The sequence below is a fragment of the Streptomyces sp. CNS606 genome, from assembly GCF_000426325.1.
Window position 1 is genome coordinate 34,170 of the sequence record NZ_AUFD01000011.1, and the last position, 26,145, is coordinate 60,314.

A 26,145-nucleotide genomic window follows, 5' to 3' on the forward strand; every position below is an offset into this window, starting at 1 on the left:
CGGCATCCGTCCCGGCATGCGGAACGCACCGGAACGTACCGCCGGAACCGCCGCGATCCGGTCTTGGGGGAAGGTATCTGCACAGCTCTCCCCTAGCGGACCCTCGCGTCGGCAGTCGAGTGAGATGTGCCAGAGTTGCCACGTCCGGGCTGTGAGCACGTACCGTACGGCAGGGCAGCCGGGACGGCCGGGGAAGGGGCAGCTGGATTGAGCACGCACGCACCGCATGCACCACAGGCGGCGCAGTCCGCTGCGCAGCCGGGCGCGCCGGTCACCCTGCCGGCCACGCTCGACGAAGCGGTCGCCGCGCTCACCGCCATGCCCGCGGCCGTGCCCGTCGCCGGCGGCACCGATCTGATGGCCGCCGTGAACTCCGGCCGGCTGCGCCCCGCCGCCCTCGTCGGCCTGGCGCGGATCAGCGAGATCCGCGGCTGGGAGTACCAGGACGGCCACGCCCTCCTGGGAGCCGGACTCACCCTCGCCCGCATGGGCCGCCCCGACTTCGCCGCGCTCATCCCCGCGCTCGCCGCCGCCGCGCGCGCGGCCGGTCCGCCGCAGATCCGCAACGTCGGCACGCTCGGCGGCAACATCGTCAGCGCCGCCCCCACCGGCGACACCCTGCCCGTGCTCGCCGCCCTGGAGGCGGCGGTGCTGGTCGCCGGGCCGTCCGGCGGACCGGGCGGGGGCGTCGCGCGGCGGGAGATCCCCGTCGGCCACCTGCTCTCCGGCAGGGAGATGCTCCGCCCCGGCGAGATCGTCGGCTATGTCCGGGTGCCCCTGCTGCACGCCCCCCAGACCTTCCTCAAGGCCACCGGCCGCACCGGCCCCGGCCGTGCCCTGGCCTCCGCCTCGGTCGTGCTCGACCCGGCGCGGCGTGGGGTGCGCTGCGCCGTCGGTGCCGTCGCCCCGATGCCGCTGCGGCCGCTGGAGGCCGAACGCTGGGTCGCCTCGCTCATCGACTGGGACGGCGACCGGGGCCTGGCCCCGGAGGCGCTGCACGCGTTCGGGGAGTACGTCGCCATGGCGTGCATCCCCGACCCGTCGCCTCCGGAGGGCGGCGGGGAGACCCCCGTACTTCCGGCCGCCGCCCTGCACCTGCGGCGCACCGTGGCGGCGCTGGCCCGCCGAGGACTCGGGAGGGCGCTGGCATGACCCACGAGCCGCACGACCCGCAGGACCCGTACGGCCCGCAGGATCCGTACGGCCCGCAGGATCCGTACGGCCCCGAGGGCCGCAACGGAGGCGCGGGCACGCACGAGGGGTACGGCGACGGGCACGGCGGCTACGGCCACACGGCCGCCGGATACCCCCCGGACGCCGTCGGCTACGGCGACTACGGCACCCCCTACGACGCGGGCGGGGCGCACTACGGCGGGCACGACGCCGCGCCGCACGCCGGCCACCCGGCGCCCGCGCCGGGGAGTTGGGGCGGCGAGTACGACGCGGACGCCACGGCGTTCGTGCAGCTCCCCGGCCCCGGCAGCAGCCTGCCCGGCGCCGACCCGCTGGCAGCCCCCGGCACCGGCCAGGGCTACACCCCGCCCGCACTCGGCGACTTCGAGCCCGGCGCGGCCGGCGCCCACTCCGGCACCGGGTACGCGGGCACCGGCCACTCCTCCGGAGCCGGTTACTCCGGCAGCGGGTACGACGGGACGGACGGGCACGCCGCGCCCACGGCCACGGGCCCCGGTGGCGAGCCGGTGCACGGCGGAGGGGGTCACCTCGGCGGCTCGCCGATGACTCCGGCCGCGAGCACCGACCCCTCGGCGGCCGGGCAGTGGACCATGCCGTTCGCCGTGGCCTCCGATCCCGCGCCGCACGGCGGTCACCCCGAGCCGGAGCAGCACCCCGGCACGGCCCACGACGCCACCTTCGGCGCCGGCAGCGCGGCGGACGACGCCGACGCCCACCCCCAGACCGGCGGAATGGCCGCCGCGATGGGCCAGGGCGCCGCGGCCGCCCTCGCCGGCTCGCACGAGGCGCGCACCCAGCGCCGCCCGCTCGGATCGGGCGGCGGCGCCGGCCGACCCGACGAGCCCGCACCCGGCGACGGCTCCGACCCCTACGGCCCTCACGGGCCCGACACCACCGCCGTGCCCCACGCCCGGCAGGCCCCCGGCGCGGTCGAGTCCCCGCACGGGCCGGCGGAGTGGCCGCACGCCGGTCCCGCCACGGCCGAGGCCCCGGGGCACGGCGTGGGCGCCGCGGGGCAGGAGACGCAGCTCGCCGACGCCCTCGCACGCCGCCAGGTGCCGTTCGCCGGTACGCCCGGAGCGGACGCCCCGCCCGCCGTGCACTGGCCGGAACCCGGGGGCGTGCCGCAGCCGGATGTGCCGCATCCGGGCGGCCCGCGGCCGGACCCGGCGCATGCCGCCGGGCCGCATCCCGGTGCGCACCCCGGTACGCATCCCGGTGCGGGACCGGACGGGCACGGCGCCGGACAGGTGCCCCACCAGGGCGGCGCGTTCGACCCGGAGAGTCTGCCGACCGTCTCGCCGTCCAGCGCGATCCCGTACGCCGACTCCACGCCCTCCGGCGCTCGGGGCGCCGCGTCCGGGAACGACGTCGGCGCAGCCCGTCCCGGGGGCCCGGACGACGCGGGACCGCCCGCACCTGCGCCCGCCCCGGCCGCCGGAGGGCCGGCGACCGGACCTCGGACGCCCACCTGGCCCGAGCCCGGCTCTCTCCCCGCGACCGGCGACGACCCCCTCCTGTCCGCCGGTGCCGTGCCCTTCCCCGGTCCCGCGCAGGAGGCCGGGTGGCCGGGGCCGGTTCCGGACGCTCCCCCGGCGGAGGAATCCTCGGCCGTGCCGGGGATTCCGGAAGCGCCGGGGCACCACGCGGCCGGCGAGCACGCGGAGCCGGCCGGGGGCGCCGAGGCCGCCGGGACGGACGAGCCTGCGGCCGCACCGGAGCACTCCTCGCCCGCGCCGTCCCCGGCAGCCCCGTCCGCCGCCGCCGGAGCGGGGGCCGTATCGGTCAGCAAGATCCCGTTCGTGGAGTCCACTCCGGGCGCCGGCGTGCCCACTCCGCCCGCACCGGCCGCACCGGCCGCGACCGTGCACACCGAGCCGCCGGCGGCCGCTTCGCAGACGGAGCCCGCCACGTCCGAGGCCGACGGGGCCGCTGAGGCGTCCGGGGCACCCGCGAGGGCCGACGGCTGGCCGCACCACGGCTCGGGGCCGGGCCCGGACGACTCCGGCGAGTACGTCACCACGCCCGCCGCCCGCGCCGCAGCGGCAGCGGACCCCGTCGAGGCCGCGGAGCCCGTCGAGCCCGCCGAGGCCGCGGGTCCCCCCGAAGCCGCGGACCCGGTCCCGCCCGGTACGCCGGACCCCGCCGGTCCCGCTCCCGCCGACCAGCCCGACCCGGCCCTCGCCGGGCTCGCGCACAGCGACCACCCCCATGTCGCGTACGTGCTGCGGGTGAACGGCGTGGACCGGCCGGTCAGCGAGGCGTGGATCGGCGAGTCGCTGCTCTACGTGCTCCGGGAACGCCTCGGCCTCGCCGGCGCCAAGGACGGCTGCTCGCAGGGCGAGTGCGGCGCCTGCTCGGTACAGGTGGACGGCCGGCTGGTCGCCTCCTGCCTGGTGCCCGCGGCCACCGCGGCGGGCAGCGAGGTCCGTACCGTCGAGGGCCTGGCCGAGGACGGTGAGCCGTCCGACGTGCAGCGCGCGCTCACCGCCTGCGGCGCCGTCCAGTGCGGCTTCTGCGTGCCCGGCCTGGCCATGGCCGTCCACGACCTGCTCGAGGGCAACCACGCGCCGACCGAGCTGGAGACCCGGCAGGCGATCTGCGGCAACCTCTGCCGCTGCTCCGGCTACCGCGGCGTCCTGGACGCGGTCGACACGGTCGTCTCCGACCGTGCCGACCGTGCCGCCGCCCGCGAGGGGCAGCCCGAAGGAGGCGACGCGTGACACGTCCGCCGGTCCGCCGCCCCCGTTCCCGCTCCCGGGCACCCCGCGAAACCGCGCGCGGCACCGCGCGCCCGCGCACGCGAAAGGCGACGGCATGACCAGCACGGCCGACGGCCCGGGCGTGGTGCCGGGCACCCCCTCCCACGGCACGCCCGTCGGACCGGGCACGCCCGTCGGACCGGGCGGTCCGGCCGCCCCGCCCGAGCCCTCGCTCGGCATCGGCGCCTCCCTGCCCTCCGTCGACGCGGCAGCCAAGGCCGAGGGCAGCTTTCCGTACGCCGCCGACCTCTGGGCCGAGGGTCTGCTGTGGGCGGCGATCCTGCGCGCCCCGCACCCGCACGCGCGCATCACGGGCATCGACACCTCGCGGGCCGCCGCCCTGCCCGGCGTCCGCGCCGTCGTCACCCACGAGGACGTGCCCGGCGACCCGGCCTACGGCCGGCGTGTCGCCGACCGGCCCGCGTTCGCCCGCGACGTGGTCCGCCACCACGGCGAACCCGTCGCCGCCGTCGCCGCCGACCACCCCGACACCGCCCGGCTCGCCGCGGCCGCCATCGCCGTCGAGTACGAGGTGCTCGACCCGGTCACCGACCCGGAGCAGTCCTTCGAGGCCGAGCCGCTGCACCCGGACGGCAACCTGATCCGCCACATCCCGCTGCGCTACGGCGACCCGGACGTCACCGGCGAGGTCGTCGTCGAGGGCCTGTACCGCATCGGCCGCCAGGACCCGGCGCCCATCGGCGCCGAGGCGGGCCTCGCCGTGCCGCGCCCGGACGGCGGCGTGGAGATCTACACCGCCTCCACCGACCCGCACTCCGACCGCGACCAGGCCGCCGCCTGCTTCGGCCTGCCGCCGGAGCAGGTCAAGGTCGTCGTCACCGGCGTGCCCGGCGCGCTCGGCGACCGCGAGGACACCGGCATGCAGGTGCCGCTGGGCCTGCTCGCGCTGCGCACCGGCTGCCCGGTGAAGATCGCCGCCACCCGCGAGGAGTCCTTCCTCGGCCACGCCCACCGCCACCCCACGCTGCTGCGCTACCGGCATCACGCGAACGCCGACGGCAGGCTCCTCAAGGTCGAGGCGCAGATCCTGCTCGACGCCGGGGCCTACGCCGACACCTCCTCCGACGCGCTGGCCGCCGCCGTGTCCTTCGCCGCCGGCCCGTACGTCGTCCCGCACGCCGTCGTCGACGGCTGGGCCGTGCGCACCAACAACCCGCCCTCCGGGCACCTGCGCGGCGAGGGGGCCATGCAGGTCTGCGCCGCGTACGAGGGCCAGATGGACAAGCTCGCCGCCCGGCTCGGCGTCGACCCCGCCGAACTGCGGCTGCGCAACGCGCTCGCCACCGGCGACCTGCTGCCCACCGGCCAGACCGTCACCTGTCCCGCGCCCGTCGCCGAACTCCTCACCGCCGTACGGGACGCGCCGCTGCCGGCGCTGCCCAAGGACAGCCCCGCCTCGGAGTGGCTGCTGCCCGGCGGCCCCGAGGGCGCCGGCGAACCGGGTGCCGTGCGGCGCGGCGTGGGCTACGGGCTGGGCATGGTGCACATGCTCGGGGCCGAGGGCACGGACGAGGTCAGCACGGCGACGGTGAAGGTCGAGGGCACCGTGGCGACCGTGCTGTGCGCGGCCGTCGAGACCGGTCAGGGCTTCTCCACCCTCGCCCGGCAGATCGTGCAGGAGACCCTCGGCATCGAGGAGGTGCACGTCGCCTCCGTGGACACCGACCAGCCCCCGGCCGGTGCCGGTGCACGCAGCCGCCACACCTGGGTCTCCGGCGGCGCGGTGGAACGCGCCGCGAAGATGGTCCGCACCCAGCTCCTCCAGCCGCTCGCGGCCAAGTTCGGCATGTCCACGGAGTTGCTGACCGTCGCCGACGGGAAGATCACCTCGTACGACGGGGTGCTGTCCACCACGGTCGCGGAGGAGCTGCAGGGCAAGGAGCTCTGGGCGACCGCGCAGTGCCGCCCGCACCCCACCGAGCCGCTCGACGACTCCGGGCAGGGCGACGCGTTCGTCGGTCTCGCCTTCGCCGCGGTGCGCGCCGTGGTCGACGTGGACGTGGAACTCGGCTCGATCCGCGTCGTGGAGATGGCGGTCGCGCAGGACGTCGGCCGGGTCCTCAACCCCCAGCAGCTGCGGGCCCGCATCGAGGCCGGCGTCACCCAGGGCATCGGGGCCGCACTCACCGAGCACCTGCGCGTCGCGAAAGGCGTCGTACGCCACCCCGACCTGACCGCCTACGCGCTGCCCACCTCGCTCGACGCACCGGAGATCCGGATCGTGAAACTCGTCGAGGAGCGTGACGTGGTGGCGCCGTTCGGCGCCAAGGCGGTCTCGGCGGTGCCGGTCGTGGCCTCCCCGGCGGCGGTCGCCTCCGCCGTACGGGCCGCCACCGGCCGTCCGGTCAACCGCCTGCCCATCCGGCCGCAGGCCGCCGTCACCGAGACCTGACGCGAGGACGCCGGCACGCGCCGGGGCGCCGGGCCTCCCGGCCCGTCGCCCCGGCGGGAGCGGTCGGCGTCAGCCGGCGCGGGTCAGCCGGTACTCCGTGGTGGGGAAGCCGCCGTTGGCGCTGCACAGCGAACTCGACCGGGAGTCCGTCCAGTTCCAGCCCACCGGAACCAGGCAGGCCCACAGCCCTTCCGAGGGGGCCACGACGTTGTAGCTCATGCCGTTGGGCACGCCGCAGCCGGCGTCCCACGTCTTCCACGTGTACGTCATGCCCGGCGGCACCGAGCACTGCCAGGCGGCGTGCGCGGGGGCGGCGGTGCCGAGGCTCAGACCGCCGGCGGCCATCAGGGTCACGGCCGCCGTGGTCAGCGTCGTGCGCAGCTTTCTCATCGAGGGTTCCTTTCACGGCGGCGTCCTTCGCCGCCGGCAGCACATCCGAGCAGAGGGCCTGCGGCGTCTCAACAGGTGAGCGCGCCGGAGGGCGGGAGAGGCCCCGAACCTCTCCCGCGTGGGTGAACCCGGGGGCGGAATCCTCCCGTCCGGCGCATGGCCGGGACCGCCGGCGGCAGGGGCGGACGCCGTCCCCCGCGGGGCGCGGGACACCCGTGTCGCGGGCAACCACCATTGCCGCGGCGGCCGGGCCGTGTTGGGCTGCCTGCCCGCGCTTCGGTCGCCGTCGCGGCGGGCGACAGGGACTCCGGAGAGACGATGGGCAGCATGCGGCAGGGCTTCTTCGAGCGTGTGAGCGCACGACGTGACGCCACCGCGCTCGCGATCCGCGACGCGCTGGTGCGCCATGTGCGGGCCTACGGCGCACAGCCGTCCACCGCACGGATGACCCTGCTGCACGAGGTGCACGAGACGTGGCGTCCGGTCCTGAGCCGAGCGCCGGGAGGCGAGCCGCTGCACCGCGACGACCTCGCCGTCTACCGCGAGCTCGCGCGCTCCCGGGCCCTCCATTCCTTTCCCTTCGCCGACTTCCGGGCCGGCTTCGAGGTGGCGCACACCGCGGGACTCCGGGCGTGCCTCGCCGTGGCCGAACCCGGCGAGTCGGTGCAGCCCGTGGCGTTCACGGCCTGGGGCGTACGGGAACTGCCGCGCGTGCTCGACGCGGTGACCGAGTCCTACCTGGACGTGCACCGTTGCCGGGGCAACGCCACGGCGGCGCGGGCGCTGCTGCTCGACGCGCTGCTCGCCGGGCGCGCACCCGGCCCGGAGTCCGACGCCGGACACCTGGTGGTGGTGTTCCGCCCGAGGGAGCGGGGCGCGGCCGTGGCGGCGGGGACCACCGCCGCGGTGGAACGCCTGCTCGGCGAACGCTCCGGGCTGCTGTGGCGCGGTGGTCCGGCCACCGGCGAACTCCTGGCGACGGTGGCGGTGGAGAGCACCGTGCAGCGGGCCCGGGAGGTGGCGCGGGAACTGGCCGTGGATCTCGCCGGGGCCTGGCGGAGCAGACTGCACGCCGCGGAGGCGTTCGGGGCCTCGCCCGCCGAAGTGCCCGCCGCCCTGCGGGAGGCACGGCGCACGCTGCGGCTGGTGACGGCGCTGCCGGACGCGCGGGACTGCCCGTACCGCGAGGACGACCTCCTCGTGGAACTCGCGGTGGCGCGGCAGCCGGACGTACGCCTGCGCCTGACCCGTCTGCTGGAGCCGCTCGACCGCGGCCCGGACCTGCGGCGCACGCTCGAGTCCCTGCTTGCCTGCGGGCTGGACCGGCAGCGTACGGCCGCGGCGCTGCACCTGCACCGGCGGTCGCTCGCCTACCGGCTGGGCCGGATCAAGGAGCTGACCGGTCTCGATCCTGCGACGCCGCACGGCATCCAGGTCCTCCGGGCGGCGGTCTGCGCCGCGCGGCTGGACGCGCTCCCCGAGTGACGGCCCGGGCGCGCACTCCGGAGGCGTCACGTCGCGATTTCGCCGGCTCGCCACCTCGCCGGCTCACCGCCTGACCGCGAACCCGTCGGCGCACGCCTCGGGGCCGGACTCCTCGCGCGAGTCCGGCCCCGAGGCGTGGGGGGAGTGGGGGTCCGGCGCCGGCCGGTGTCAGTCGGGCCAGGTGCCCGTCAGCCGGTGCACGGCCGTGGCACCCCCGCGGTCGACGGCGGCCTTGACCGCGGCGAAGATCGCGCCCTGCAGCGTCGCGGCGACCAGGACCTCCGTCCAGCCGCGGTCGCGGTCCGTGGCGTTCGGCGCGTCGTCGGCGTTCCCGGCGGCCTTCCACACCCTCTTGAACAGCGCGCCCGCGAGCATGCCGCCGGTCGCGCCCAGCACCATGCCCACGGGCTTGTACGCGATCCGGGCCGCGTTCACCGGCGGGACTTCTTCCTCCGCCGCGCGACGAACACGACGGCGAGCGCGGCGAGGCCGCCGGCCAGCAGCCCCCGCTTGCCGCGTGTGGCCTCCGCCGCCTGCGCGGCCTTGTCCTGCACCGGAGCCGGGGTGTTCGCCTGTGCCTTGGCGGCCAGCGTCTGCGCCGTGCCGGTCACCCGCTCCGCCGCCTGCGCAGCCCTGTCGCGCACGGGCTCCGGCGTCCTGTCCCGTGCCGTCTGGAGCAGGCGTGCACCCTTCTCCTGCACCTGCGCGGTCTTCTCCTGCACCTGTTGCCTCACCTCCGCCGCGGTCTGCTGCGCGTGGACCTTGAGGTCCGACTTGTCGGCCAGCGCTTGTACCGTCTCGCCGAGCTTCTCGCGGGTCTCCTCCGCCTCTTCGCGCAGCTTCTCGGGTGTCTCCTCGCTGCTGGGGGCTGGTTCGGTCATCGCTGTGCGCTCTCCTTGATGTGGCTGACGTCCGTCTTCACGTTGTCGATGGCCTCCTTGGGCACCGGCGGCGCCGCCTGCCGGACCTTGTCCCTGCCCACCGCCGTGAGCACCCCGGCCAGCGCGAACAGCGCGACCGTCACGACGAGTGCGGACAGCCACAGCGGCCAGACCAGGGCGAGGGCGACGACCGCGGTCGCGACCGCCGCCTGGAGGGCCAGCACGGCGACCAGTCCGGCGCCGCCGAACAGGCCGCCACCGATGCCGAAACGTTTACCCTTCTGCTTCATCTCCGCCTGCGCGAGACGGAGTTCGGTCCGCACCAGATGGGAGATCTCCTCGGAGGCCTGCTTCACCAGGTCTCCGACGGGGGCGTCCTGACGCCCGGTCGCTGGAGCATCCGGCGTTCCGTTCATGCCCGTTGCCTCTCTCCTGTCGTCACGACGGCGACGGCGTGCACCGTCAATGCCGCCTCGCTGCCCCGCGTACCCGGTCCGCTGAACCGAACACATCGCCGCCGTCGGCCCCTGCACCTCCGGGGTGCGTGCGGGGGCCGGGTGTCCCGTAGTACTCCTGTGGAGTCCGACCCCACCTCTTCTCACGGGAGTTCACCGATGGCCGTTCGCCGCGTCATGCCCGTCCTCCAGTCCGACGCGACGGAGGAGAACAGCGCGTTCTACACGATCCTCGGCATGGAGGAGGTCATGAACCTCGGCTGGATCACGACGCTCGCCTCGCCGTCCACCCCCGCGGCACAGGTCAGTGTGATGACCGCCGACAGGACCGCGCCCGTCACGCCGCACATGAGCGTGGAGGTGGACGACGTGGACGCGGTCCACGCCCTCCTGCGGGAACGCGGCGCCGAGATCGTGCATCCGTTGCAGGACGAGGAGTGGGGCGTGCGGCGCTTCTTCGTCCGGGACCCCGACGGCCGTGTGATCAACGTCCTCTCCCACCGCTGACCCCTCCGGGTCGACCTTCCCCCGGCCGGGCACGGTGGCGGCCCGCCGCCGTGCCCGGGAGGTGACGGGGCGGGGTCACCCGAACGGGGGTGTCGGGCTGACCGTGCGGGTGCGACCGCGCCTACGTTCGAACGACGCGACACCGTGAACGTCAGGAGGCCGACCCATGCACCTCCGCACCGCAGCCGCCGCCGCGGCCCTGGCCTGCACCGCCCTGCTGCCGGCGGTCGGCGCCGCGCACGCCCAGCCCGGCGGGCAGGACAAGGACTGCTCGGACTTCGAGACCCAGCTGGAGGCCCAGCAGGTGCTGGACGGGGACCCCCTCGACTTCTTCCGCCTGGACACCGACGAGGACGGCATCGCCTGCGAGTCGCTGCCCGGCACACCGGTGGCGGCGAGTACGGGCCCCAGTGCCTCGGCCCTGCCGAACCCGCCGGCCTCGACACCGGGCGCCCCGGCCCCGACCACCGCCACACCCACCACCACGCCCACCATGACGCCCCCGACAGCGCCCACCCGCACGCCCACCGCGTCACCGCCCTCGACGGTGCGCCCCAGCGGCGCGCCGCCCGCCGGGGTGGGCGGTACCGCGGACGCGGAGGGCGGCGGCGCGGGCGCCGTGCTCCCGCTCGGTCTCGGCCTCACGGCCGCCGCGGTGGCCGGCGGCGTGCTCGCCCTCGCCCGACGTCGCGGACGGGGCTGACCGGCGCGCGGCTGCACCTCGCCGCCCCGGCGGCGGGCTGCCCTCGCTCGCGCGGGCGGTCCGCCGGAACGCGGCGACATTGCGGCCGCCTCCGGGCGGGGAGACCCTGGAAGTGCCGGCGCGTTGCGGAGCCGGCCCGGCGCGGTGCGACGGGGCGCACGACGAGGGGGGCGGCCGGTGCCGCACGTGCGACGCGAGCACGGACACGCAGCACACATGTGCGGGGCGCGGCCCCGCCCGACCGCCTCGATCCGACCCGGTGGGACGACGCCCCGTCCGACAAGGGAACGATCATGAGCACCCGCGCCACCCCCACCCCCACCCCCACCCCCTCTCTCCCCACCCCGGACCCCGCCTTGCTGGAAGATCTGCGCGCTGCGCTGCGCGGACCGGTCACCGGCCCCGAGGACCCCGGCTACGACGGGGCGCGGCGGATCTACAACGCGATGATCGACCGGCGCCCCGCGGCCCTGGTCGGCTGCGCCGACGCCGGCGACGTGATCGCGGCCGTGAACCGTGTACGCGACGACGGCCTGGAACTCGCGGTGAAGGGCGGCGGCCACAGCGGCCCCGGCCTCTGCCTGGTCGACGGGGGTGTGACCCTCGACCTGTCGCCGATGCGCTGGGTGCACGTCGACCCCGCGGCGCGGACCGCCCGTGTCGGCGGCGGCAGCCTGATCGGCGACCTCGACCACGCGGCCGGCGCGTTCGGCCTGGCGACGCCCGCGGGCATCGTGTCGACCACCGGCGTCGGCGGCCTGACGCTCGGCGGCGGCCACGGCTACCTGACCCGCAAGTACGGGCTGACCGTCGACAACCTGCTGGCCGTCGACATGGTGCTGGCCGACGGGAGCTTCGTCACGGCGAGTGAGACCGAGCACCCGGACCTCTTCTGGGCGGTGCGGGGCGGCGGTGGGAACTTCGGGGTCGCCACCGCGTTCACCTACCGCCTGCACCCCGTGGACGTGGTCGGCGTCGCGCTCACCATGTGGCCGGTGGAACGCACCGTCGAGGTCGTGAAGTGGTACCGCGAGTACCTGCCGCAGGCGCCCGACGACGTGTACGGCTTCCTCGCGGTGCTGTCCGTTCCGCCCGCCCCGCCCTTCCCGCCCGAGATCCACGGGCAGAAGATGTGCGGGATCATCTGGTGCTGGACGGGCGAACTCGACCGCCTGGAGGAGACGTTCAGCGTCGTGAACGAGGCCGGGCCGCCCGCGTTCCACTTCACCACACCCATGCCCTACCCCGTGCTCCAGTCGAGCTTCGACGCGGTGATCCCGCCCGGCATGCAGTGGTACTGGCGCGGCTCCTTCTTCGACGGCATCCCGGACGCCGCCGCCGAGGTGCACCGCCGGTACGGCGAGGCGCTGCCCACCGACCTGTGCACGATGCACCTCTACCCCGTCGACGGCGCCGCCGGCCGGGTGGGCGCGGACGAGACGCCGTGGAGCTACCGCCACGCGATCTGGTCCGGGATCTTCGGCGGTGTCGACCCGGACCCGGCCAACGCCGGTGTCGTGACGCGCTGGTGCCTGGACTACTGGGAGGAGATGCAGCCGTACTCGATGGGCGGCGGCTACGTGAACTTCGCCGGTGCCGACGAGCGGGCGGACCGGGTGCGTGCCACGTACCGGGACCACTACGACCGGCTCGCGGAGATCAAGCACGCCTACGACCCGTACAACCTCTTCCACGCCAACCAGAACATCCTCCCCGCCCCGCAGCGCCTGGCGGCCTGACCGCCCGGGCCCTTCGCCCGCCCGCGTGAGCAGGGGGCGCCCGGGCGGGGGAGACCCTGTGAATCCCGCCCCCTGGCGACCGCGGGCCGCCTCCAGCCGTTACGGTGGCCGGACCGAGCGGCCCCATGCCGGCCGTACGGACGCCGAGGACGGGGAGTACGGATGCGGGTGCGCACACGGCGTACGGGTCGCCACACCCAGGCGGCGCGCGGAGCGCGGGCTGCCGCCGTCGCGCTGGTCCTCGCGGCCGGGCTCGCGGCCTGCGGCGACGACCCGCGGCCGCAGCCCCTGGAGAAGAGCGGTCCGGACGAGAAGACCGTGGCCCTGGTGAAGAAGACGAACGCGACGATGGCCGGCACCTCCTTCACCGCGTCCGGCACCAACAGCGCCTTCGGCGGCGCCGAGCAGGAGATCACCTGGGACCCGGAACAGGGCTTCCACATGACCGTGCGCGCGGACGACGGCGAAGAGACCGACATGTACTGCCGGGACGGGACGAGCTACATCAGCGCCCCCCTGCTGGTGGAGACCCTGGGGCAGCGGGGGCAGCAGGTCAGCCTCCCGGAGGGCCTCGCCGGGTCCTACGTCACCGTGCAGGGCAAGAGCTGCGACGCCTACTTCGCGGTGCCCGAGTCCGCCGAACGCGCCCCGGGCCGGGACGCGACGGTCGACGGGCGGAAGTCCAGGGCGCTCGCGGTGCAGAGCCCGGGAGGCGCCGACGTCTACCACCTCGCCCGGTCCGGCGAGCCCCGCCTGCTGAAGTGGAACGCCGAGCTGGAGGGCATGGAGACGACCATGACCTACGACGGATACGGGGAGCGGTACCCGGTCACCCTGCCGCCCGAGGACCGGCGGATCAGGATGACCGAATTCCAGGCCGCCGTCCTGGAGGCGGCCACGAAGCCGCCCACGGACGGCTGACGCGGCTCACTGCGGCCCGCGTCGTCCGGGGCCGACCGGGGCCGACCGGGGCCGTCCGTCAGGCGTGGTCCACCAGCTCCGCGTGACCCTTCATCCGTGCACAGTGGGCGCAGCAGAAGAAGTGGCCGTCGCTCTCCAGACCGTGGCCGAGGATGCGGCACTCGCAGTGCTCGCAGATCGGGGCCATCTTGTGGGCGGCGCACTCGAAGCAGTCGAAGACGTGCACCTCGCCGGCGGCACGCACCTCGAAGGACATCGCGTAGTCGTTGCCGCAGACCTCGCACATGGCCATGGGTCTCACTCCTTCGGTTTCGGGGTTCGCCACGGCAGCACAACGCACGCCGTCCCCGCCGTGCAACGCACACGGCCGGGCGGCCGCGGCGAAATCACCTCTGCGGCGGGTGCCCCCGCCGGTTCGGCGGAAACGGCGCTGCGCGCCGTCCCCGCGCGGATCTGTGCCACGCTGGGAGCGCGTGGCCCCTGACGACGGCGGCCGGCGGCGCGGGCGGACGGGAGTGACGGACATGACGGAGCGCAAGCCACCGGGGCTTCCCTTCGAGTCCTGGGTGGACCGGCAGATCCGCGAGGCCGCCGAGCGCGGCGCCTTCGCGGACCTGCCCGGTGCGGGGAAGCCGCTGAGCGGGGAGGGCGCGCCGTACGACGAGATGTGGTGGGTGAAGGAGAAGATGCGCCGCGAGGGCGTCTCGTACCTGCCGCCGTCGCTGGTGCTGCGCAAGGAGGCCGACGAGGAGTACGCGGCTGCGCTGCGCGCCCGTACCGAGGACGAGGTGCGGCGGCGTGTCGCGGCGCTCAACGACCGCCTCCGACGGGCCGTGCTGGACGGTGTGACCGGCCCCACCGTCAGCCTCGCGCAGTACGACGTCGACGACGCCGTCCGGGAATGGCGGGCCGGCGGCTGACGGCCCTCTACGGTGACGGCATGAGTGACCAGCGCAGGCCGTCGCCCCTGACCATCCGCATCGGCCACGACGAGCTCGTCGTGCGCCGTCGCTACGAGACCGCGAGCATCCTCAACGACGTGTGCATCGCGCTGTGGTTCGTGGCGGGCAGCGTGATGTTCTTCTACGCGTCCTGGGCCGTCCTGGGCACCTGGTGCTTCCTGCTGGGCAGCCTCCAGCTGCTCGTCCGGCCCGGTATCCGGCTCACCCGCCAGCTCCACCTGCAGCGTGTGCGGGGCCGGCGGGCGCAGCCCGTGTCGGTGGGGCCGGAGTCCGCCCAGGACTACTGACGGGCGTGCCGCGACCGGCGCTCTCCGTGTCCCTCGCGCCGTCCCTGCGCTCCGTCAGCCGCCACCTCCGGCCACACGTGGTGTCACCGTGGGGTCATGAATGGTACCGTTCTGGTATGGCGATGAACTTGCGACTTCCGGACGAGCTGCAGGCGGAACTCAAAGAGCGGGCGGAGGCGGAGGGCCGCAGCATGCATGCGGTGGCCGTCAGGGCGATAGAGCGCTATCTCGCCGACGGGGCGGACCGGGAGACGGTGCGGAAGCTCGGTGCGAAGTACGCGTCTGCTCAAGCCGACCTTCTGCGGCGCCTGGGGGAGTAGCGCGTGAAGTACATCACGGTCCAGGAGGCCCTGGATCTCGCACAGCTTGCCTGTGGTGAACAGGAGGTCGCGGTTCGCGACCTCGGACTTCTCGGCTCGGCGCTGCATCGACCCCAGTCCCAGGTGTTCGGAGTGGAGGCGTACCCGGAGCTGTTCGAGAAGGCGGCGTCGCTCCTGCAGTCCATCGTGGCCAACCACCCTTTGGTGGACGGCAACAAGCGCACGGGGTGGATGTGCGCAGTGGTCTTTCTCGACCTCCACGGCTTCGACATGGTCGCTGTCGACCAGGACGAGGCCTACGCTCTGGTGATCGACATCGCGGCAGGCAAAGTGGAGGACGTCGCGCTCATCGCCGAGCGGTTGCGTGCGCTGCACGCAGGGCAGCCGTGACCGAACCGGAGACTCGGCTTGAGCGAAGAGCTCAAAAATCTGCTTATGTGTGAAGCGTGTTCGATTCGCGGTTGCTGAGGACCTTCGACGAGGTCGTGCGGGCCGGGTCGTACTCGGCGGCCGCGCGGGCCCTCGGGTACACGCAGCCCGCGATCACCCAGCAGATGAAGGCGCTGGAACGTTCCGTCGGCACGCCGCTGTTCGTACGGGTCGGCCGGCGGATGCGGCTCACCGAGGCGGGGGAGGCGCTGGCCCGGCACGCCGGGATCATCCTGGAGAACCTGTCCGTCGCGCAGGAGCAGATGACCGCGCTGACCCGGCTGCACTCCGGGCGGGTGCGGGTGTGCTCGTTCCCCAGCGCGGGCGCCACCCTGGTGCCGGAGGCGCTCGCCCGGCTGGCGACGGACAGCCCCGGCGTGCGCGTGGAGCTCCAGGAGAGCGAGCCGCCGGAGTCGCTGGAGCGCGTGGTGCGCGGCGAGGCGGACATCACCCTGGCCTTCACCTACCCCGGCCTGCGCGAACAGGTCCCCGACGAACTGGTGGAGATCCCGCTGCTGGAGGACCAGCTCACCGTGGTGATGCCCGCCGGGCACGCCATGGCGCAGCGGCGCGCGGTGAAGCTGGAGGACCTCGCGGAGGAGCGGTGGATCGCCGGCTGCCTGCGCTGCCGCACCAACTTCCTGCACGAGTGCGCCGAGCTGGGCTTCGCGCCGGACATCGTCTTCACCACCGACGACATCCTCGTGGTGCAGTCCCTCGTCGCCAAGGGGCTCGGCATCGCGATGATGCCCGGGCTGGTGCTGTCCTTCCTGGTGCACGACCGGGTCGCCGGCCGCGCGCTGGACCCGGCCTCGCGGCGGCAGGTCTCCGCGTACGTGCTGCGGGAGCACCTGAGCATCCCGGCCACCGCGATGGTGCTGGACGAGCTGAAGGCCGTCGCCGCCGACCGCGTCGGGTGCTGACGGGCGCCGGCCCGTCCCGGTCCCGCACGGTCCTGCCCCGCCGTGTGCGCCCGCCCATAACGCGGGCTTCGCGGAGGCCCAAGCAATCGTCGTTGGACGCGGTCCGGGCGGCGGCGCCACGCTGCTGAGCATGGCCCCGACGGACATCCGCGCCGATGCGCGCAGCACCACGACACGCAGAACGACGGAGCGCATGGCCGCCCTCGTGGCGGACGTGCGCGCGGCCGTGGGCCGGGGACTCCCCCCGGACGTCACGGCGTACCTGGTCGGCGAGAAGGTCGCCCCGCACCTGGGCGCCCCCGACCTGCTCACCCCGGAGCAGCGGGAGGGCGACCCGGACCACTACCGGCAGCACCTGCTGCACGCCGAGCCGGACGGCAGCTTCTCCGTCGTCGGCCTGGTGTGGCTGCCCGGCCAGCGGACCGCCGTGCACGACCACGTCTCGTGGTGCGTGACCGGCGTCCACGAGGGCGAGGAGCACGAGCGCCGCTACCGGCTGGTGCCCGCAGGCGGGCCGGGGGAGCCGGCCCGCCTGGTCGCCACCGAGGACGTGGTCAACCCCCGGGGCGCGGTCTGCGGGTTCGCGCCGCCCGGCGACATCCACCGGGTGTGGAACGGCTGCGACGACACCGCGGTATCCCTGCACGTCTACGGCGCCGACATCTCCCGTCTGGGCACCAGCGTCCGCCGCGTCTACGACGTGCCGGCCGACCGCTGATGGCCCTGCTCGGGGCACGACTCGGGGCGCGGCAGGAGGCCGTCGCCGAGGACCACCCGGCGCGTGGCGAGGGCAGCGGGGGAGGGGCCGGGCCGCTGCCCGGACTCGCCCTCGCCGCCGCCGGGGTCGGGGCCGCCTGGGGCGTCCACCTGCTGGTGCCGGCGGTACCGGTGCTCAGCGCCGCCATCGTGCTCGGCGTCCTCGCCGCGCACCTGCCCGGTGTGCGCCCGTTCGTCGGCGGGGCCTGCCGCCCCGGCCTGACACTGGCCGGCAAGCGGCTGATGCGGATCGGCGTCGTGCTGCTCGGTCTCCGGCTTGGGCTCGGCGACGTGCTCGGACTCGGCGGGGACACCGTCGCCATGGTGGTCGCCGTCGTCGCCGCCACCTTCTGCGGCACGGTCTGGCTCGGCCGCCGTCTCGGTCTGCCCGGTGACCAGCCCCTGCTGATCGCCACCGGCTATTCCATCTGCGGGGCGTCCGCGATCGGCGCCGTCGGCGAGGTGCGCCGGAGCGAGGAACGGGACGTCGCCACGTCGGTCGCCCTGGTCACGCTGTGCGGGACGCTGGCGATCGGCGTCCTGCCGCTGTTGCAGGGCCCGTTGGGGCTGGACGCCGTCCAGTTCGGCCGTTGGGTCGGCGCCGGGGTGCACGACGTGGGCCAGGTCGTCGCCACCGCGCAGACCGCCGGACCGGCGGCGCTGGAGGAGGCGGTGCTGGTCAAGCTGCTGCGCGTGGCCCTGCTGGCACCGCTGGTCGCCCTGGTGGCGCTCGGCGCTCTGCGGGGCGCCCGCGGGGCCCGGGACGCCCGTCGCGCGGGGGAGGCCCGGAGGCCCCGGACCGCCCGCCGGGCCCGGGGCGAACGACCGCCGATGGTCCCGCTGTTCGTCCTCGGCTTCCTCGCCATGGTCGCTCTCCGCACCACCGGGCTGGTGCCCGGCACCGTCCTGCACGCGGCGGATCTGGCGAAGGAGGTACTGCTCGCCGCAGCCCTGTTCGGCCTCGGCAGCGCCGTGCACCTGCCCACGCTGGCCCGCACCGGCCCCCGCGTCGCGGCGCTCGGTCTCGGCGCCTGGCTCGTGATCGGTGCGGCCTCCTACGGTGGGGTGCTGCTCACCACCTAGGCGGGCGTGCGGTGGTGGGCTCCCACCCGGCAGGGCGGCCGTCCGGCGGTGTGACCTGGATCCCACCAGAGGGGGACCCGCCGGTGTCCGCGACATACCGCCGTCGCGTCGCCGGTACGCTGACGCGGTTGCTCCGGCAGCGCGCGAGAGTGCGCCGGACGACGACCAGCCCGCGACCGCGACCCGCGACGAGGACCGTGTCTACCACCACCTCCAGCCACCACCTGTCCCCGGCCTTCCCCGGCCGCGCCCCCTGGGGCACGGCCAACAAGCTGCGCGCCTGGCAGCAGGGGGCCATGGACGCGTACTTGCAGGCCCAGCCCCGGGACTTCCTCGCGGTCGCCACTCCCGGCGCCGGGAAGACCACCTTCGCGCTCACCCTCGCGTCGTGGCTGCTGCATCACCACGTGGTGCAGCAGGTGGTCGTCGTCGCGCCCACCGAGCACCTGAAGAAGCAGTGGGCGGACGCGGCCGCGCGCATAGGCATCAAGCTCGACCCCGAGTACAGCGCCGGTCCGCTCGGCAAGGAGTACGACGGCATCGCCCTCACGTACGCGGGCGTCGGTGTCCGGCCCATGCTGCACCGCAACCGCGTCGAACAGCGCAAGACCCTCGTCATCCTCGACGAGATCCACCACGCCGGCGACAGCCGCTCCTGGGGCGAAGCCTGCCTGGAGGCGTTCGAGCCCGCGACCCGCCGACTGGCGCTCACCGGCACGCCCTTCCGCTCCGACACCAACCCGATTCCGTTCGTCGGCTACGCGGAGGGGAACGACGGCATCCGCCGCTCGGTCGCGGACTACACCTACGGCTACGGCAGTGCGCTGGGCGACGGCGTGGTCCGGCCCGTCATCTTCCTCTCCTACAGCGGCAACATGCGCTGGCGCACCAAGGCGGGCGACGAGGTCGCGGCGCGGCTCGGCGAACCCATGACCAAGGACGCGATCTCGCAGGCCTGGCGTACGGCGCTGGACCCGCGCGGAGAGTGGATGCCCGCCGTGCTCCGCGCCGCCGACCAGCGGCTCACCGAGGTCCGCAAGGCGATCCCCGACGCCGGCGGCCTGGTCATCGCGGCCGACCAGGACTCCGCCCGCGCGTACGCGAAGCTGCTCCGCGAGATCACCGGGCACGGCGCCACCGTCGTGCTCTCCGACGATGCGGGCGCGTCGCAGCGCATCGAGGACTTCCGCGGCAGCGAGGACCGCTGGATGGTCGCCGTCCGCATGGTGTCCGAGGGCGTCGACGTGCCGCGGCTCGCGGTCGGGGTCTACGCCACGACGATCTCCACTCCGCTGTTCTTCGCCCAGGCCGTGGGCCGTTTCGTGCGGTCGAGGAGGCGGGGCGAGACCGCGTCCGTCTTCCTGCCGACGATTCCGATGCTCATGACGTTCGCCCACGAGATGGAGGTCGAACGCGACCACGTCCTGGACAAGCCGAAGAAGGACGGCGACGACGCCGACCCGTACGCCGAGGAGGCGGACCTCCTTCAGGAGGCCGAGCGGCAGCAGGACGAGGACACCGGCGACCAGGACCAACTCCCCTTCGAGGCACTGGAGTCGGACGCCGTCTTCGACCGCGTGATGTACGACGGCGCCGAGTTCGGGATGCAGGCGCATCCGGGCAGCGAGGAGGAGCAGGACTACCTGGGCATCCCGGGCCTCCTGGAACCGGACCAGGTGCAGATGCTGCTCCAGAAGAGGCAGGCGCGGCAGATCTCGCACAGCCGGAAGAAGCCGGACGAGGAGGCGGACCTCCTCGAACTGCCCGCGGACCGGCGGCCCGTCGTCAGCCACCGGGAGATGATGGAGCTGCGGCGCGAACTCAACTCGCTGGTCGGCGCGTACTCCCACCAGAGCGGGAAACCGCACGGCGTCATCCACACCGAGCTGCGGCGTTCCTGCGGAGGACCGCCGGCGGCGGAGTCCACGGCGAACCAGCTGCAGCAGCGCATCGCGAAGGTGCGCGAGTGGGCCACCCGCATGCGCTGACGCGCGGCGTCGCACTCCTCCCCGTCCCTGTCCGTCCCCCGCGGCGACGGGACCGTGCGGGCGCGCCGACAGAGCCCGCGCGCCCGGTGTAAAAGGTGCAAAACGGACGACCTGTGCCCGGATTCTGGACGGACTCTTCCGGTCAGCGGGTATCCGGAGCTAGGTTTCCGCTCACGCACACGCCCCGTGGCAGCATCGCCTCGGAGCGCAGCCGGTGCCGAAGTGCGTGCTGACCAGTGCCACTGCCGCCGGCAGCACTCTGCGTGGACGAGCGAAGCCGCCGACGGACGCCGGTGACCCGCCCCTCCCCGCGTGCGGCTGCCGCGCCAGAGAACATCAGAAGGGGGCGTCGTGACCGCGGAGACCTCGCAGACGCTCGACAGAGGGCTCAGAGTGCTGAAGCTCCTCGCCGACACCGACCACGGCCTCACCGTGACCGAGCTGTCCAACAAGCTCGGCGTCAACCGGACCGTCGTCTACCGACTCCTGGCCACCCTCGAGCAGCACGCCCTGGTGCGGCGCGACCTCGGCGGGCGGGCCCGCGTGGGCCTGGGGGTGCTGCGGCTGGGCCGCCAGGTGCACCCGCTGGTGCGCGAGGCCGCACTGCCCGCGCTGCGCTCCCTCGCCGAGGACGTGGGCGCCACCGCGCATCTCACCCTCGTCGACGGCAACGACGCGCTCGCCGTCGCCGTCGTCGAGCCCAGCTGGACGGACTACCACGTCGCCTACCGGCCCGGCTTCCGCCACTCCCTGGACCGCGGGGCGGCGGGGCGGGCCATCCTGGCCGGGCGCGGCCCGGACGGCGAACTGGGCCCCGGCTACATCCTCACCCACGGCGAACTGGAGGCGGGCGCGAGCGGCGCCGCAGCGCCGATGCTGGGAGTGACCGGCATCGAGGGCAGCGTGGGCGTCGTGATGCTGACGGACTCCGTGCCGACGCAGGTCGGCGACCGCGTGGTGCACGCGGCCCAGGAGGTCGCCGACGCCCTGCGCTGAGCGCGTGCGCGTCCCGCGACCGGCCGTGCGTCCCGTGGCGGCACGACGCCCTGCGCCGATCGCCCGGGCGGTGAACTAGATTCACCCCATGCCCTCCCTCAGCCACCTCCTCCGCTCGCGGCGCCGGGTCCTGGCGCTGAGCGCGGTGCCCGTCGCCGCGCTGCTCGCCGTCACGGCCTTCGCCCCGCTGCCGTTCTCCGTCGCCCAGCCCGGCATCACGGCGAACGTGCTGGGGTCGTACCAGGGCGAGCGGGTGATCACGGTCGGCGGCGCGGAACCGCGCCGCACCGAGGGGAAGCTGCTGATGACGACGATCGCGGCCACCTCGCCGGACACCACCGTGCGTCTGCCGGACGTGGTGCGCAGCTGGTTCTCCACCGACCGCGCCGTGATGCCGCGCGACTCCGTGTATCCGGTCGGCGACACCCCGGAGGAGATCCGCGAGCACACCTCCGCGCAGATGGAGCAGTCGCAGAACGAGGCCGTCACCGCCGCGCTGAACGAGCTGAACCGGTCGCCGGACGGAGTCGAGGTCGACCTGCGGCTGGAGGACGTCGGCGGCCCGAGCGCCGGGCTGCTGTTCACTCTCGGGGTGATCGCCACGCTGGACGGCGACGGCCGCGGCGGCAGCCTGACGGGCGGCCGCACGATCGCGGGCACCGGCACCATCGACGCCGACGGCGACGTCGGCCCGGTCGGGGGCGTCCCGCTGAAGACGCAGGCCGCCGCCCGGGACGGCGCGACGGTCTTCCTGGTCCCCGAGGCGGAGTGCGACGACGCCCGCGTCGACCTGCCCGAAGGGCTGCGCCTGATCCCCGTCGGCGACCTCGACGGCGCGCTCGACGCGCTGGAGGCCCTCGCCGACGGCGAGTCCGTGCCCACCTGCCCCGCGTGACCGCGTAGCCGCCTCACCGGGCAGCTCCGCTCGGCGGTCCGCCGAAGGTGCGAACCTGCTCAGAACAGCTTGCCGGGGTTGAGCAGGTCCAGCGGGTCGAAGACCTGCTTGATGCCGCGCTGCATCTCCAGCCCGACGGGGCCGAGTTCGCGGGCGAGCCAGTCCTTCTTCAGCACGCCGACGCCGTGCTCGCCGGTGATGGTGCCGCCGAGTTCCAGCCCCAGGGCCATGATGTCGTCGAACGACTCCCGGGCGCGCCGCGCCTCGTCCTCGTCGGTGGGGTCGAAGCAGACCAGGGGGTGCGCGTTGCCGTCCCCGGCGTGCGCGCACGAGCCCACGGTCAGGCCGTACTCGGCGCCGATCTTCTGCGCGCCGTCCAGGAGTTCGGCCAGCCGGGCGCGCGGCACGCACACGTCGTCGATCAGCGTGGTGCCGGTGATCTTCTCCAGCGCGACCAGGGCGAGCCGCCGCGCCTGGAGGAGCAGTTCGGACTCGGCGACGGTGTCGGCGGGCACCACCTCCGTCGCGCCGGCGGCCGTGCAGACCTCGCCGACGGCGGCCAGGTCGGCGGATGGGTCGGGGGTGTCGAAGCCGGCCAGCAGCAGCGCCTCGGTGGACTCCGGGAGGCCCATCTGGGCCATCGCGTTGACCGCGCGCAGCGTGGTGCGGTCCATGATCTCCAGCAGCGAGGGCGCGTGACCGCGCTCCATGATCCGGCAGACCGCGTCTCCGGCCGCCGCCATGGTGGGGAACTCGGCGGCCAGCACGAGCTGCCGGGGCGGCTGGGGGCGCAGTGCCAGCACGGCCCGTACGACGATGCCGAGGCTGCCTTCGGAGCCCACGAACAGCCGGGTCAGGTCGTAGCCGGCGACGCCCTTGGCCGTGCGACGGCCGGTGGTCATCAGCCGTCCGTCGGCGAGCACCACCTCCAGCCCCAGCACGTACTCCGCCGTCACGCCGTACTTCACGCAGCACAGGCCGCCGGAGCCGGTGCCGATGTTGCCGCCGATCGTGCACTGTTCCCAACTGGAGGGGTCCGGCGGGTAGTAGAGGCCGTGCTCGCCCACCGCACGGGACAGCACGGCGTTCACCACGCCGGGTTCGACGACGGCGATCCGCTCGACCGGGTCGATCTCCAGGATGCGGTCCATGCGGGTCAGCGACAGCACGATGCAGCCCTCGGTGGCGTTGGCCGCGCCGGACAGGCCGGTACGGGCGCCCTGCGGCACCACCGGCACCCGCAGCGCGGTGGCCGTGCGCATCACGTGCTGGACGTGCTCGACCGTACGCGGCAGCACGACCACGGCGGGGGCGCCCGCGTCGCAGAAGCTCGCCATGTCGTGGGCGTAGGACCGGGCGACGTCGGGGTCGGTGACCACCGCTTCGGCGGGGAGGCCGTCCCGGAGCCGTTCGCTGAGGGCGCTCATACCCGAAGCGTCGCACTCGTGTGCGGTTGCGGCAACGACGCCGCCGGAGACCGCCGGAACCGCCGCGGCCGCACGACGGCGGGGCCCGGACCGTTCGCCACGGTCCGGGCCCCGCCGTCGTCTCCGCTTCCCCCCTCGGGCCGCGGTCACGTCGGCTCAGAGGTTCCCGCGCTTCTCCTGCTCGCGCTCGATGGCCTCGAAGAGCGCCTTGAAGTTGCCCTTGCCGAAGCCCATGGAGCCGTGGCGCTCGATCATCTCGAAGAAGACGGTCGGGCGGTCCTGGACCGGCTTGGTGAAGATCTGGAGCAGGTAGCCGTCCTCGTCGCGGTCGGCGAGGATCTTCAGCTCGCGCAGCTCGTCGATCGGCACGCGGGTGTCGCCGACCCACTCGCCGAGGGTGTCGTAGTACGAGTCCGGCACGTTCAGGAACTCGACGCCGGCCGCGCGCATCGTGCGCACGGTGGAGACGATGTCGTTGGTGGCCAGCGCGATGTGCTGCACGCCGGGGCCGCCGTAGAACTCCAGGTACTCGTCGATCTGCGACTTCTTCTTCGCGATCGCCGGCTCGTTGATCGGGAACTTCACCTTCTTGGTGCCGTCCGCGACCACCTTGGACATCAGCGCCGAGTACTCGGTCGCGATGTCGTCGCCGACGAACTCCTTCATGTTCGTGAAGCCCATGACCTTGTTGTAGAACGCGACCCACTCGTTCATCCGGCCGAGCTCGACGTTGCCCACGCAGTGGTCGATGGCCTGGAAGGTGCGCTTGGCCGGCGGGGCGACGATCGGGGCGGCTTCGACGAAACCGGGCAGGTAGACGCCCTGGTAGCCCTTGCGCTCGACCAGGGTGTGCCGGGTCTTGCCGTAGGTGCGGATGGCGGCGAGGACCACGACCCCGTTCTCGTCCTTGACCTCGTACGGCTCCTCCAGGCCGGTGGCGCCGTGCTCGACCGCGTACGCGTAGGCGGCGCGGGCGTCCGGCACCTCGATGGCCAGGTCGATCACGCCGTCGCCGTGCGCGGCGACGTGCTCGGCGAGGAACCGGCCGTGGTCGGTGGCCGGCTTGATGACCGAGGTCAGGACGAAGCGGGCGCCGCCCGACTCCAGCACGTAGGAGGCGGTCTCGCGGTTGCCGTGCTCCGGCCCGGAGTACGCCACGAGCTTCATACCGAAGGCGGAGGAGTAGAAGTGGGCGGCCTGCTTGGCGTTGCCGACGGCGAAGACGACCGCGTCCATGCCGTTCACCGGGAAGGGGTCGGCCTGCCGGGCGGTGCTCGGAGTTGCATGCGTGGTCTCAGTCATGTGCGAAAGCGTCCCGCTGATCCACAAGGTGCGCAATAGTTCACGCGATCACTGAGCAACATGTACAGTCGAACGGCGGTATCAGGCGCGTATCTGTACACGATGCGCAGTGCGAGGAGGGGTCATGGCGATCGACCCGCTGGACGGACGGCTGCTGGAACTGCTTGCCGAGGAACCGCGCATCGGCGTGCTGGAGGCTTCCCGCCGGCTCGGCGTCGCCCGCGGCACGGTGCAGGCCCGGCTGGACAGGCTGCAGTCCACCGGAGTGATCCGCGGCTTCGGCCCGGACGTCGACCCGGCCGCCGTGGGCTATCCGGTGACCGCCTTCGCCACTCTGGAGATCCGCCAGGGACAGGGCGCCGACGTGCGGGCCCACCTCGCCACCGTCCCCGAGGTGCTCGAGCTGCACACCACCACCGGGCACGGCGACATGCTGTGCCGCCTGGTGGCCCAGTCCAACGCGGACCTCCAGCGCGTCATCGACCGGGTGGTGGGCATCGAGGGCATCGTGCGCGCCTCCACCGCGATCGTGATGGAGAACCCGGTGCCGCTGCGCATCGTCCCGCTCGTCCGTCAGGCCGCCTCCGGGGGGCCGGAGACGGCGCCCGCGGGCTGAGCCGGCCGCCCGGCGCCCGCCGCGCGGCTCACGACTCCGGGGAGAGCAGCGCCTCCAGGCCCTGTTCGAGACCCAGCCGTTCCGTCTCCGAACCCGTCGGCACCGCGCGCAGCGTCCGCTCCAGCCAGGCCGAGACCGCGTGCGCCGGCGCCTCCAGCAGCGCGTCGCCGTCCGGCGACGACAGGGCCAGGCACACCACCTGCCGGCCGTCGGCCCGCGTCGGCCACACCCGTACGTCGCCCCGGCCGCACGGCCGGAACAGGCCCTCGATCAGCAGCTCGCGGGCGAACGTCCAGTGGACCGGTGCGTCGGAGTGGATGTGGAAGGAGACGTGCACCGCGAACGGGTCGTCGGTGTGGTAGCGCAGCCGCGCCGGCACCGTGGCGCCGTCGTCCGGCGACAGCACCAGCCGCAGGTCGAGTTCCCGTTCGATCGTCGCTTCCCTGTCGTCCATGTCGTCTGCTCCCTCTCTCACGCCTGGCGGTGGCGGCCTCCTCCGGCGGCGACCGTACGAAGCCCGCACTGATGAGAGGACGTGGAGCGCGTATCGTTACGCGACTTCGGCGAGAAATCTCGAGATTCGCCCGGAAGACTTCCGCCGGAACGTTCACAGCTCCCTGAGGGCGGGGCCACGCCGTCGGCGGCTTCTGGTAGATGTGGACTCCGCGCAACGCCGTTCACGCACGCGCGCGCGGACGAAGTCGCCGCCCA

Annotated in this window: 27 protein-coding genes; 19 read left to right on the forward strand and 8 right to left on the reverse strand. The window is 74.4% G+C overall.

Translation table 11 applies throughout. The features are described from left to right. Positions 1-207 precede the first annotated feature (207 nt). The 3 genes from K304_RS0108850 (at position 208) to K304_RS0108860 (ending at position 6,369) form a co-directional block, all read left to right on the forward strand. Positions 208-1,152 (forward strand): FAD binding domain-containing protein, encoded by a 945-nt coding sequence (locus K304_RS0108850; RefSeq protein ID WP_027763448.1) that lies wholly within the window; start codon positions 208-210, stop codon positions 1,150-1,152. Then, complete coding sequence (locus K304_RS33950) at positions 1,149-3,917, forward strand: 2Fe-2S iron-sulfur cluster-binding protein (RefSeq protein WP_051308160.1); 2,769 nt, start codon at positions 1,149-1,151, stop codon at positions 3,915-3,917. The genes K304_RS0108850 and K304_RS33950 overlap by 4 nt, the downstream gene beginning before the upstream one ends. 94 nt (positions 3,918-4,011) lie before the next feature. Further along, on the forward strand, positions 4,012-6,369 hold the full coding sequence (locus K304_RS0108860; RefSeq protein WP_027763449.1) for a molybdopterin cofactor-binding domain-containing protein: 2,358 nt from the start codon (positions 4,012-4,014) through the stop codon (positions 6,367-6,369). A gap of 69 nt (positions 6,370-6,438) precedes the next feature. On the opposite strand, the gene K304_RS28080 is transcribed toward K304_RS0108860, so the two are convergent. Further along, positions 6,439-6,759: a hypothetical protein gene (locus K304_RS28080; RefSeq protein WP_027763450.1), complete on the reverse strand. Its 321-nt coding sequence runs from the start codon at positions 6,757-6,759 to the stop codon at positions 6,439-6,441. Positions 6,760-7,077: 318 nt separating this feature from the next. On the opposite strand from K304_RS28080, the gene K304_RS31660 reads away from it, so the two are divergent. Beyond that, positions 7,078-8,244 carry a helix-turn-helix domain-containing protein gene (locus K304_RS31660; RefSeq protein ID WP_027763451.1) on the forward strand — a complete coding sequence of 389 codons (1,167 nt, stop codon included), beginning with the start codon at positions 7,078-7,080 and terminating at the stop codon, positions 8,242-8,244. Between the two features lie 168 nt (positions 8,245-8,412). On the opposite strand, the gene K304_RS0108875 is transcribed toward K304_RS31660, so the two are convergent. From K304_RS0108875 to K304_RS0108885, 3 genes are read right to left on the reverse strand one after another with little or no spacing between them, the layout of a single operon-like run. Beyond that, complete coding sequence (locus K304_RS0108875; RefSeq protein WP_027763452.1) at positions 8,413-8,679, reverse strand: DUF4235 domain-containing protein; 267 nt, start codon at positions 8,677-8,679, stop codon at positions 8,413-8,415. Beyond that, positions 8,676-9,125, reverse strand: a complete 450-nt coding sequence (locus K304_RS0108880; protein ID WP_027763453.1) for a DUF3618 domain-containing protein — start codon at positions 9,123-9,125, stop codon at positions 8,676-8,678. The genes K304_RS0108875 and K304_RS0108880 overlap by 4 nt, the downstream gene beginning before the upstream one ends. Then, complete coding sequence (locus K304_RS0108885) at positions 9,122-9,541, reverse strand: phage holin family protein (protein WP_027763454.1); 420 nt, start codon at positions 9,539-9,541, stop codon at positions 9,122-9,124. The genes K304_RS0108880 and K304_RS0108885 overlap by 4 nt, the downstream gene beginning before the upstream one ends. A gap of 198 nt (positions 9,542-9,739) precedes the next feature. On the opposite strand from K304_RS0108885, the gene K304_RS0108890 reads away from it, so the two are divergent. The 4 genes from K304_RS0108890 (at position 9,740) to K304_RS0108905 (ending at position 13,450) form a co-directional block, all read left to right on the forward strand. Beyond that, the gene (locus tag K304_RS0108890; protein ID WP_027763455.1) at positions 9,740-10,087 is read left to right on the forward strand and encodes a VOC family protein; all 348 of its coding nucleotides are present in this window, start codon (positions 9,740-9,742) and stop codon (positions 10,085-10,087) included. Between the two features lie 166 nt (positions 10,088-10,253). After that, complete coding sequence (locus K304_RS0108895; protein WP_027763456.1) at positions 10,254-10,790, forward strand: excalibur calcium-binding domain-containing protein; 537 nt, start codon at positions 10,254-10,256, stop codon at positions 10,788-10,790. 293 nt (positions 10,791-11,083) lie between these two features. Further along, on the forward strand, positions 11,084-12,529 hold the full coding sequence (locus K304_RS0108900; protein ID WP_051308179.1) for an FAD-binding oxidoreductase: 1,446 nt from the start codon (positions 11,084-11,086) through the stop codon (positions 12,527-12,529). Between the two features lie 162 nt (positions 12,530-12,691). Further along, positions 12,692-13,450, forward strand: coding sequence for a hypothetical protein (locus K304_RS0108905; RefSeq protein ID WP_027763458.1), 759 nt, complete (start codon positions 12,692-12,694; stop codon positions 13,448-13,450). A 58-nt stretch (positions 13,451-13,508) separates the two neighbouring features. Here K304_RS0108905 and K304_RS0108910 read toward each other — a convergent pair whose 3' ends face one another. After that, positions 13,509-13,742: a hypothetical protein gene (locus tag K304_RS0108910; RefSeq protein WP_027763459.1), complete on the reverse strand. Its 234-nt coding sequence runs from the start codon at positions 13,740-13,742 to the stop codon at positions 13,509-13,511. Positions 13,743-13,974: 232 nt separating this feature from the next. On the opposite strand from K304_RS0108910, the gene K304_RS0108915 reads away from it, so the two are divergent. The 10 genes from K304_RS0108915 (at position 13,975) to K304_RS0108960 (ending at position 22,089) form a co-directional block, all read left to right on the forward strand. After that, a complete protein-coding gene (locus tag K304_RS0108915; protein WP_027763460.1) occupies positions 13,975-14,370 on the forward strand; it encodes a DnaJ family domain-containing protein in 396 nt (131 codons plus the stop codon). 20 nt (positions 14,371-14,390) lie between these two features. Beyond that, complete coding sequence (locus tag K304_RS0108920; protein WP_027763461.1) at positions 14,391-14,699, forward strand: YrhK family protein; 309 nt, start codon at positions 14,391-14,393, stop codon at positions 14,697-14,699. A gap of 116 nt (positions 14,700-14,815) precedes the next feature. Further along, the gene (locus K304_RS0108925; RefSeq protein WP_394813504.1) at positions 14,816-15,019 is read left to right on the forward strand and encodes an Arc family DNA-binding protein; all 204 of its coding nucleotides are present in this window, start codon (positions 14,816-14,818) and stop codon (positions 15,017-15,019) included. A gap of 3 nt (positions 15,020-15,022) precedes the next feature. Further along, positions 15,023-15,409 (forward strand): type II toxin-antitoxin system death-on-curing family toxin, encoded by a 387-nt coding sequence (locus K304_RS0108930; protein ID WP_027763463.1) that lies wholly within the window; start codon positions 15,023-15,025, stop codon positions 15,407-15,409. 56 nt (positions 15,410-15,465) lie between these two features. Further along, on the forward strand, positions 15,466-16,371 hold the full coding sequence (locus tag K304_RS0108935; RefSeq protein ID WP_027763464.1) for a LysR family transcriptional regulator: 906 nt from the start codon (positions 15,466-15,468) through the stop codon (positions 16,369-16,371). Between the two features lie 130 nt (positions 16,372-16,501). Then, entirely contained in the window at positions 16,502-17,089 is a 588-nt protein-coding gene (locus K304_RS0108940) for a cysteine dioxygenase (RefSeq protein WP_037789706.1), read from the forward strand. Further along, positions 17,089-18,210: a putative sulfate exporter family transporter gene (locus K304_RS0108945; RefSeq protein ID WP_027763466.1), complete on the forward strand. Its 1,122-nt coding sequence runs from the start codon at positions 17,089-17,091 to the stop codon at positions 18,208-18,210. Before K304_RS0108940 ends, K304_RS0108945 begins: the two co-directional genes overlap by 1 nt. A gap of 197 nt (positions 18,211-18,407) precedes the next feature. After that, positions 18,408-20,198, forward strand: a complete 1,791-nt coding sequence (locus K304_RS0108950; RefSeq protein WP_027763467.1) for a DEAD/DEAH box helicase — start codon at positions 18,408-18,410, stop codon at positions 20,196-20,198. Between the two features lie 351 nt (positions 20,199-20,549). Continuing rightward, positions 20,550-21,194 carry a helix-turn-helix domain-containing protein gene (locus tag K304_RS0108955; protein ID WP_027763468.1) on the forward strand — a complete coding sequence of 215 codons (645 nt, stop codon included), beginning with the start codon at positions 20,550-20,552 and terminating at the stop codon, positions 21,192-21,194. A gap of 88 nt (positions 21,195-21,282) precedes the next feature. Continuing rightward, on the forward strand, positions 21,283-22,089 hold the full coding sequence (locus K304_RS0108960) for a S16 family serine protease (protein WP_027763469.1): 807 nt from the start codon (positions 21,283-21,285) through the stop codon (positions 22,087-22,089). Positions 22,090-22,148: 59 nt separating this feature from the next. Here K304_RS0108960 and K304_RS0108965 read toward each other — a convergent pair whose 3' ends face one another. Both K304_RS0108965 and hppD read right to left on the reverse strand, forming a co-directional pair. Further along, entirely contained in the window at positions 22,149-23,516 is a 1,368-nt protein-coding gene (locus K304_RS0108965) for an FAD-binding oxidoreductase (RefSeq protein WP_027763470.1), read from the reverse strand. A gap of 156 nt (positions 23,517-23,672) precedes the next feature. Continuing rightward, complete coding sequence (gene hppD / locus K304_RS0108970) at positions 23,673-24,818, reverse strand: 4-hydroxyphenylpyruvate dioxygenase (protein ID WP_027763471.1); 1,146 nt, start codon at positions 24,816-24,818, stop codon at positions 23,673-23,675. A gap of 124 nt (positions 24,819-24,942) precedes the next feature. Here hppD and K304_RS0108975 point away from each other — a divergent pair, with 124 nt between their 5' ends. After that, on the forward strand, positions 24,943-25,434 hold the full coding sequence (locus K304_RS0108975) for an Lrp/AsnC family transcriptional regulator (protein WP_027763472.1): 492 nt from the start codon (positions 24,943-24,945) through the stop codon (positions 25,432-25,434). Positions 25,435-25,462: 28 nt separating this feature from the next. Here K304_RS0108975 and K304_RS28090 read toward each other — a convergent pair whose 3' ends face one another. After that, positions 25,463-25,888 (reverse strand): SsgA family sporulation/cell division regulator, encoded by a 426-nt coding sequence (locus tag K304_RS28090; RefSeq protein ID WP_037789707.1) that lies wholly within the window; start codon positions 25,886-25,888, stop codon positions 25,463-25,465. Positions 25,889-26,145 lie beyond the last annotated feature (257 nt).

Bases quoted from the DNA above. Each gene is read 5' to 3' on its own strand.
- K304_RS33950 (WP_051308160.1), top strand. From the start codon at position 1,149: ATGACCCACGAGCCGCACGACCCGCAGGACCCGTACGGCCCGCAGGAT.
- K304_RS0108860 (WP_027763449.1), top strand. From the start codon at position 4,012: ATGACCAGCACGGCCGACGGCCCGGGCGTGGTGCCGGGCACCCCCTCC.
- K304_RS28080 (WP_027763450.1), bottom strand. From the start codon at position 6,759: ATGAGAAAGCTGCGCACGACGCTGACCACGGCGGCCGTGACCCTGATG.
- K304_RS31660 (WP_027763451.1), top strand. From the start codon at position 7,078: ATGGGCAGCATGCGGCAGGGCTTCTTCGAGCGTGTGAGCGCACGACGT.
- K304_RS0108880 (WP_027763453.1), bottom strand. From the start codon at position 9,125: ATGACCGAACCAGCCCCCAGCAGCGAGGAGACACCCGAGAAGCTGCGC.
- K304_RS0108885 (WP_027763454.1), bottom strand. From the start codon at position 9,541: ATGAACGGAACGCCGGATGCTCCAGCGACCGGGCGTCAGGACGCCCCC.
- K304_RS0108890 (WP_027763455.1), top strand. From the start codon at position 9,740: ATGGCCGTTCGCCGCGTCATGCCCGTCCTCCAGTCCGACGCGACGGAG.
- K304_RS0108895 (WP_027763456.1), top strand. From the start codon at position 10,254: ATGCACCTCCGCACCGCAGCCGCCGCCGCGGCCCTGGCCTGCACCGCC.
- K304_RS0108900 (WP_051308179.1), top strand. From the start codon at position 11,084: ATGAGCACCCGCGCCACCCCCACCCCCACCCCCACCCCCTCTCTCCCC.
- K304_RS0108905 (WP_027763458.1), top strand. From the start codon at position 12,692: ATGCGGGTGCGCACACGGCGTACGGGTCGCCACACCCAGGCGGCGCGC.
- K304_RS0108910 (WP_027763459.1), bottom strand. From the start codon at position 13,742: ATGGCCATGTGCGAGGTCTGCGGCAACGACTACGCGATGTCCTTCGAG.
- K304_RS0108915 (WP_027763460.1), top strand. From the start codon at position 13,975: ATGACGGAGCGCAAGCCACCGGGGCTTCCCTTCGAGTCCTGGGTGGAC.
- K304_RS0108920 (WP_027763461.1), top strand. From the start codon at position 14,391: ATGAGTGACCAGCGCAGGCCGTCGCCCCTGACCATCCGCATCGGCCAC.
- K304_RS0108925 (WP_394813504.1), top strand. From the start codon at position 14,816: ATGGCGATGAACTTGCGACTTCCGGACGAGCTGCAGGCGGAACTCAAA.
- K304_RS0108940 (WP_037789706.1), top strand. From the start codon at position 16,502: ATGGCCCCGACGGACATCCGCGCCGATGCGCGCAGCACCACGACACGC.
- K304_RS0108945 (WP_027763466.1), top strand. From the start codon at position 17,089: ATGGCCCTGCTCGGGGCACGACTCGGGGCGCGGCAGGAGGCCGTCGCC.
- K304_RS0108960 (WP_027763469.1), top strand. From the start codon at position 21,283: ATGCCCTCCCTCAGCCACCTCCTCCGCTCGCGGCGCCGGGTCCTGGCG.
- K304_RS0108965 (WP_027763470.1), bottom strand. From the start codon at position 23,516: ATGAGCGCCCTCAGCGAACGGCTCCGGGACGGCCTCCCCGCCGAAGCG.
- hppD (WP_027763471.1), bottom strand. From the start codon at position 24,818: ATGACTGAGACCACGCATGCAACTCCGAGCACCGCCCGGCAGGCCGAC.
- K304_RS0108975 (WP_027763472.1), top strand. From the start codon at position 24,943: ATGGCGATCGACCCGCTGGACGGACGGCTGCTGGAACTGCTTGCCGAG.
- K304_RS28090 (WP_037789707.1), bottom strand. From the start codon at position 25,888: ATGGACGACAGGGAAGCGACGATCGAACGGGAACTCGACCTGCGGCTG.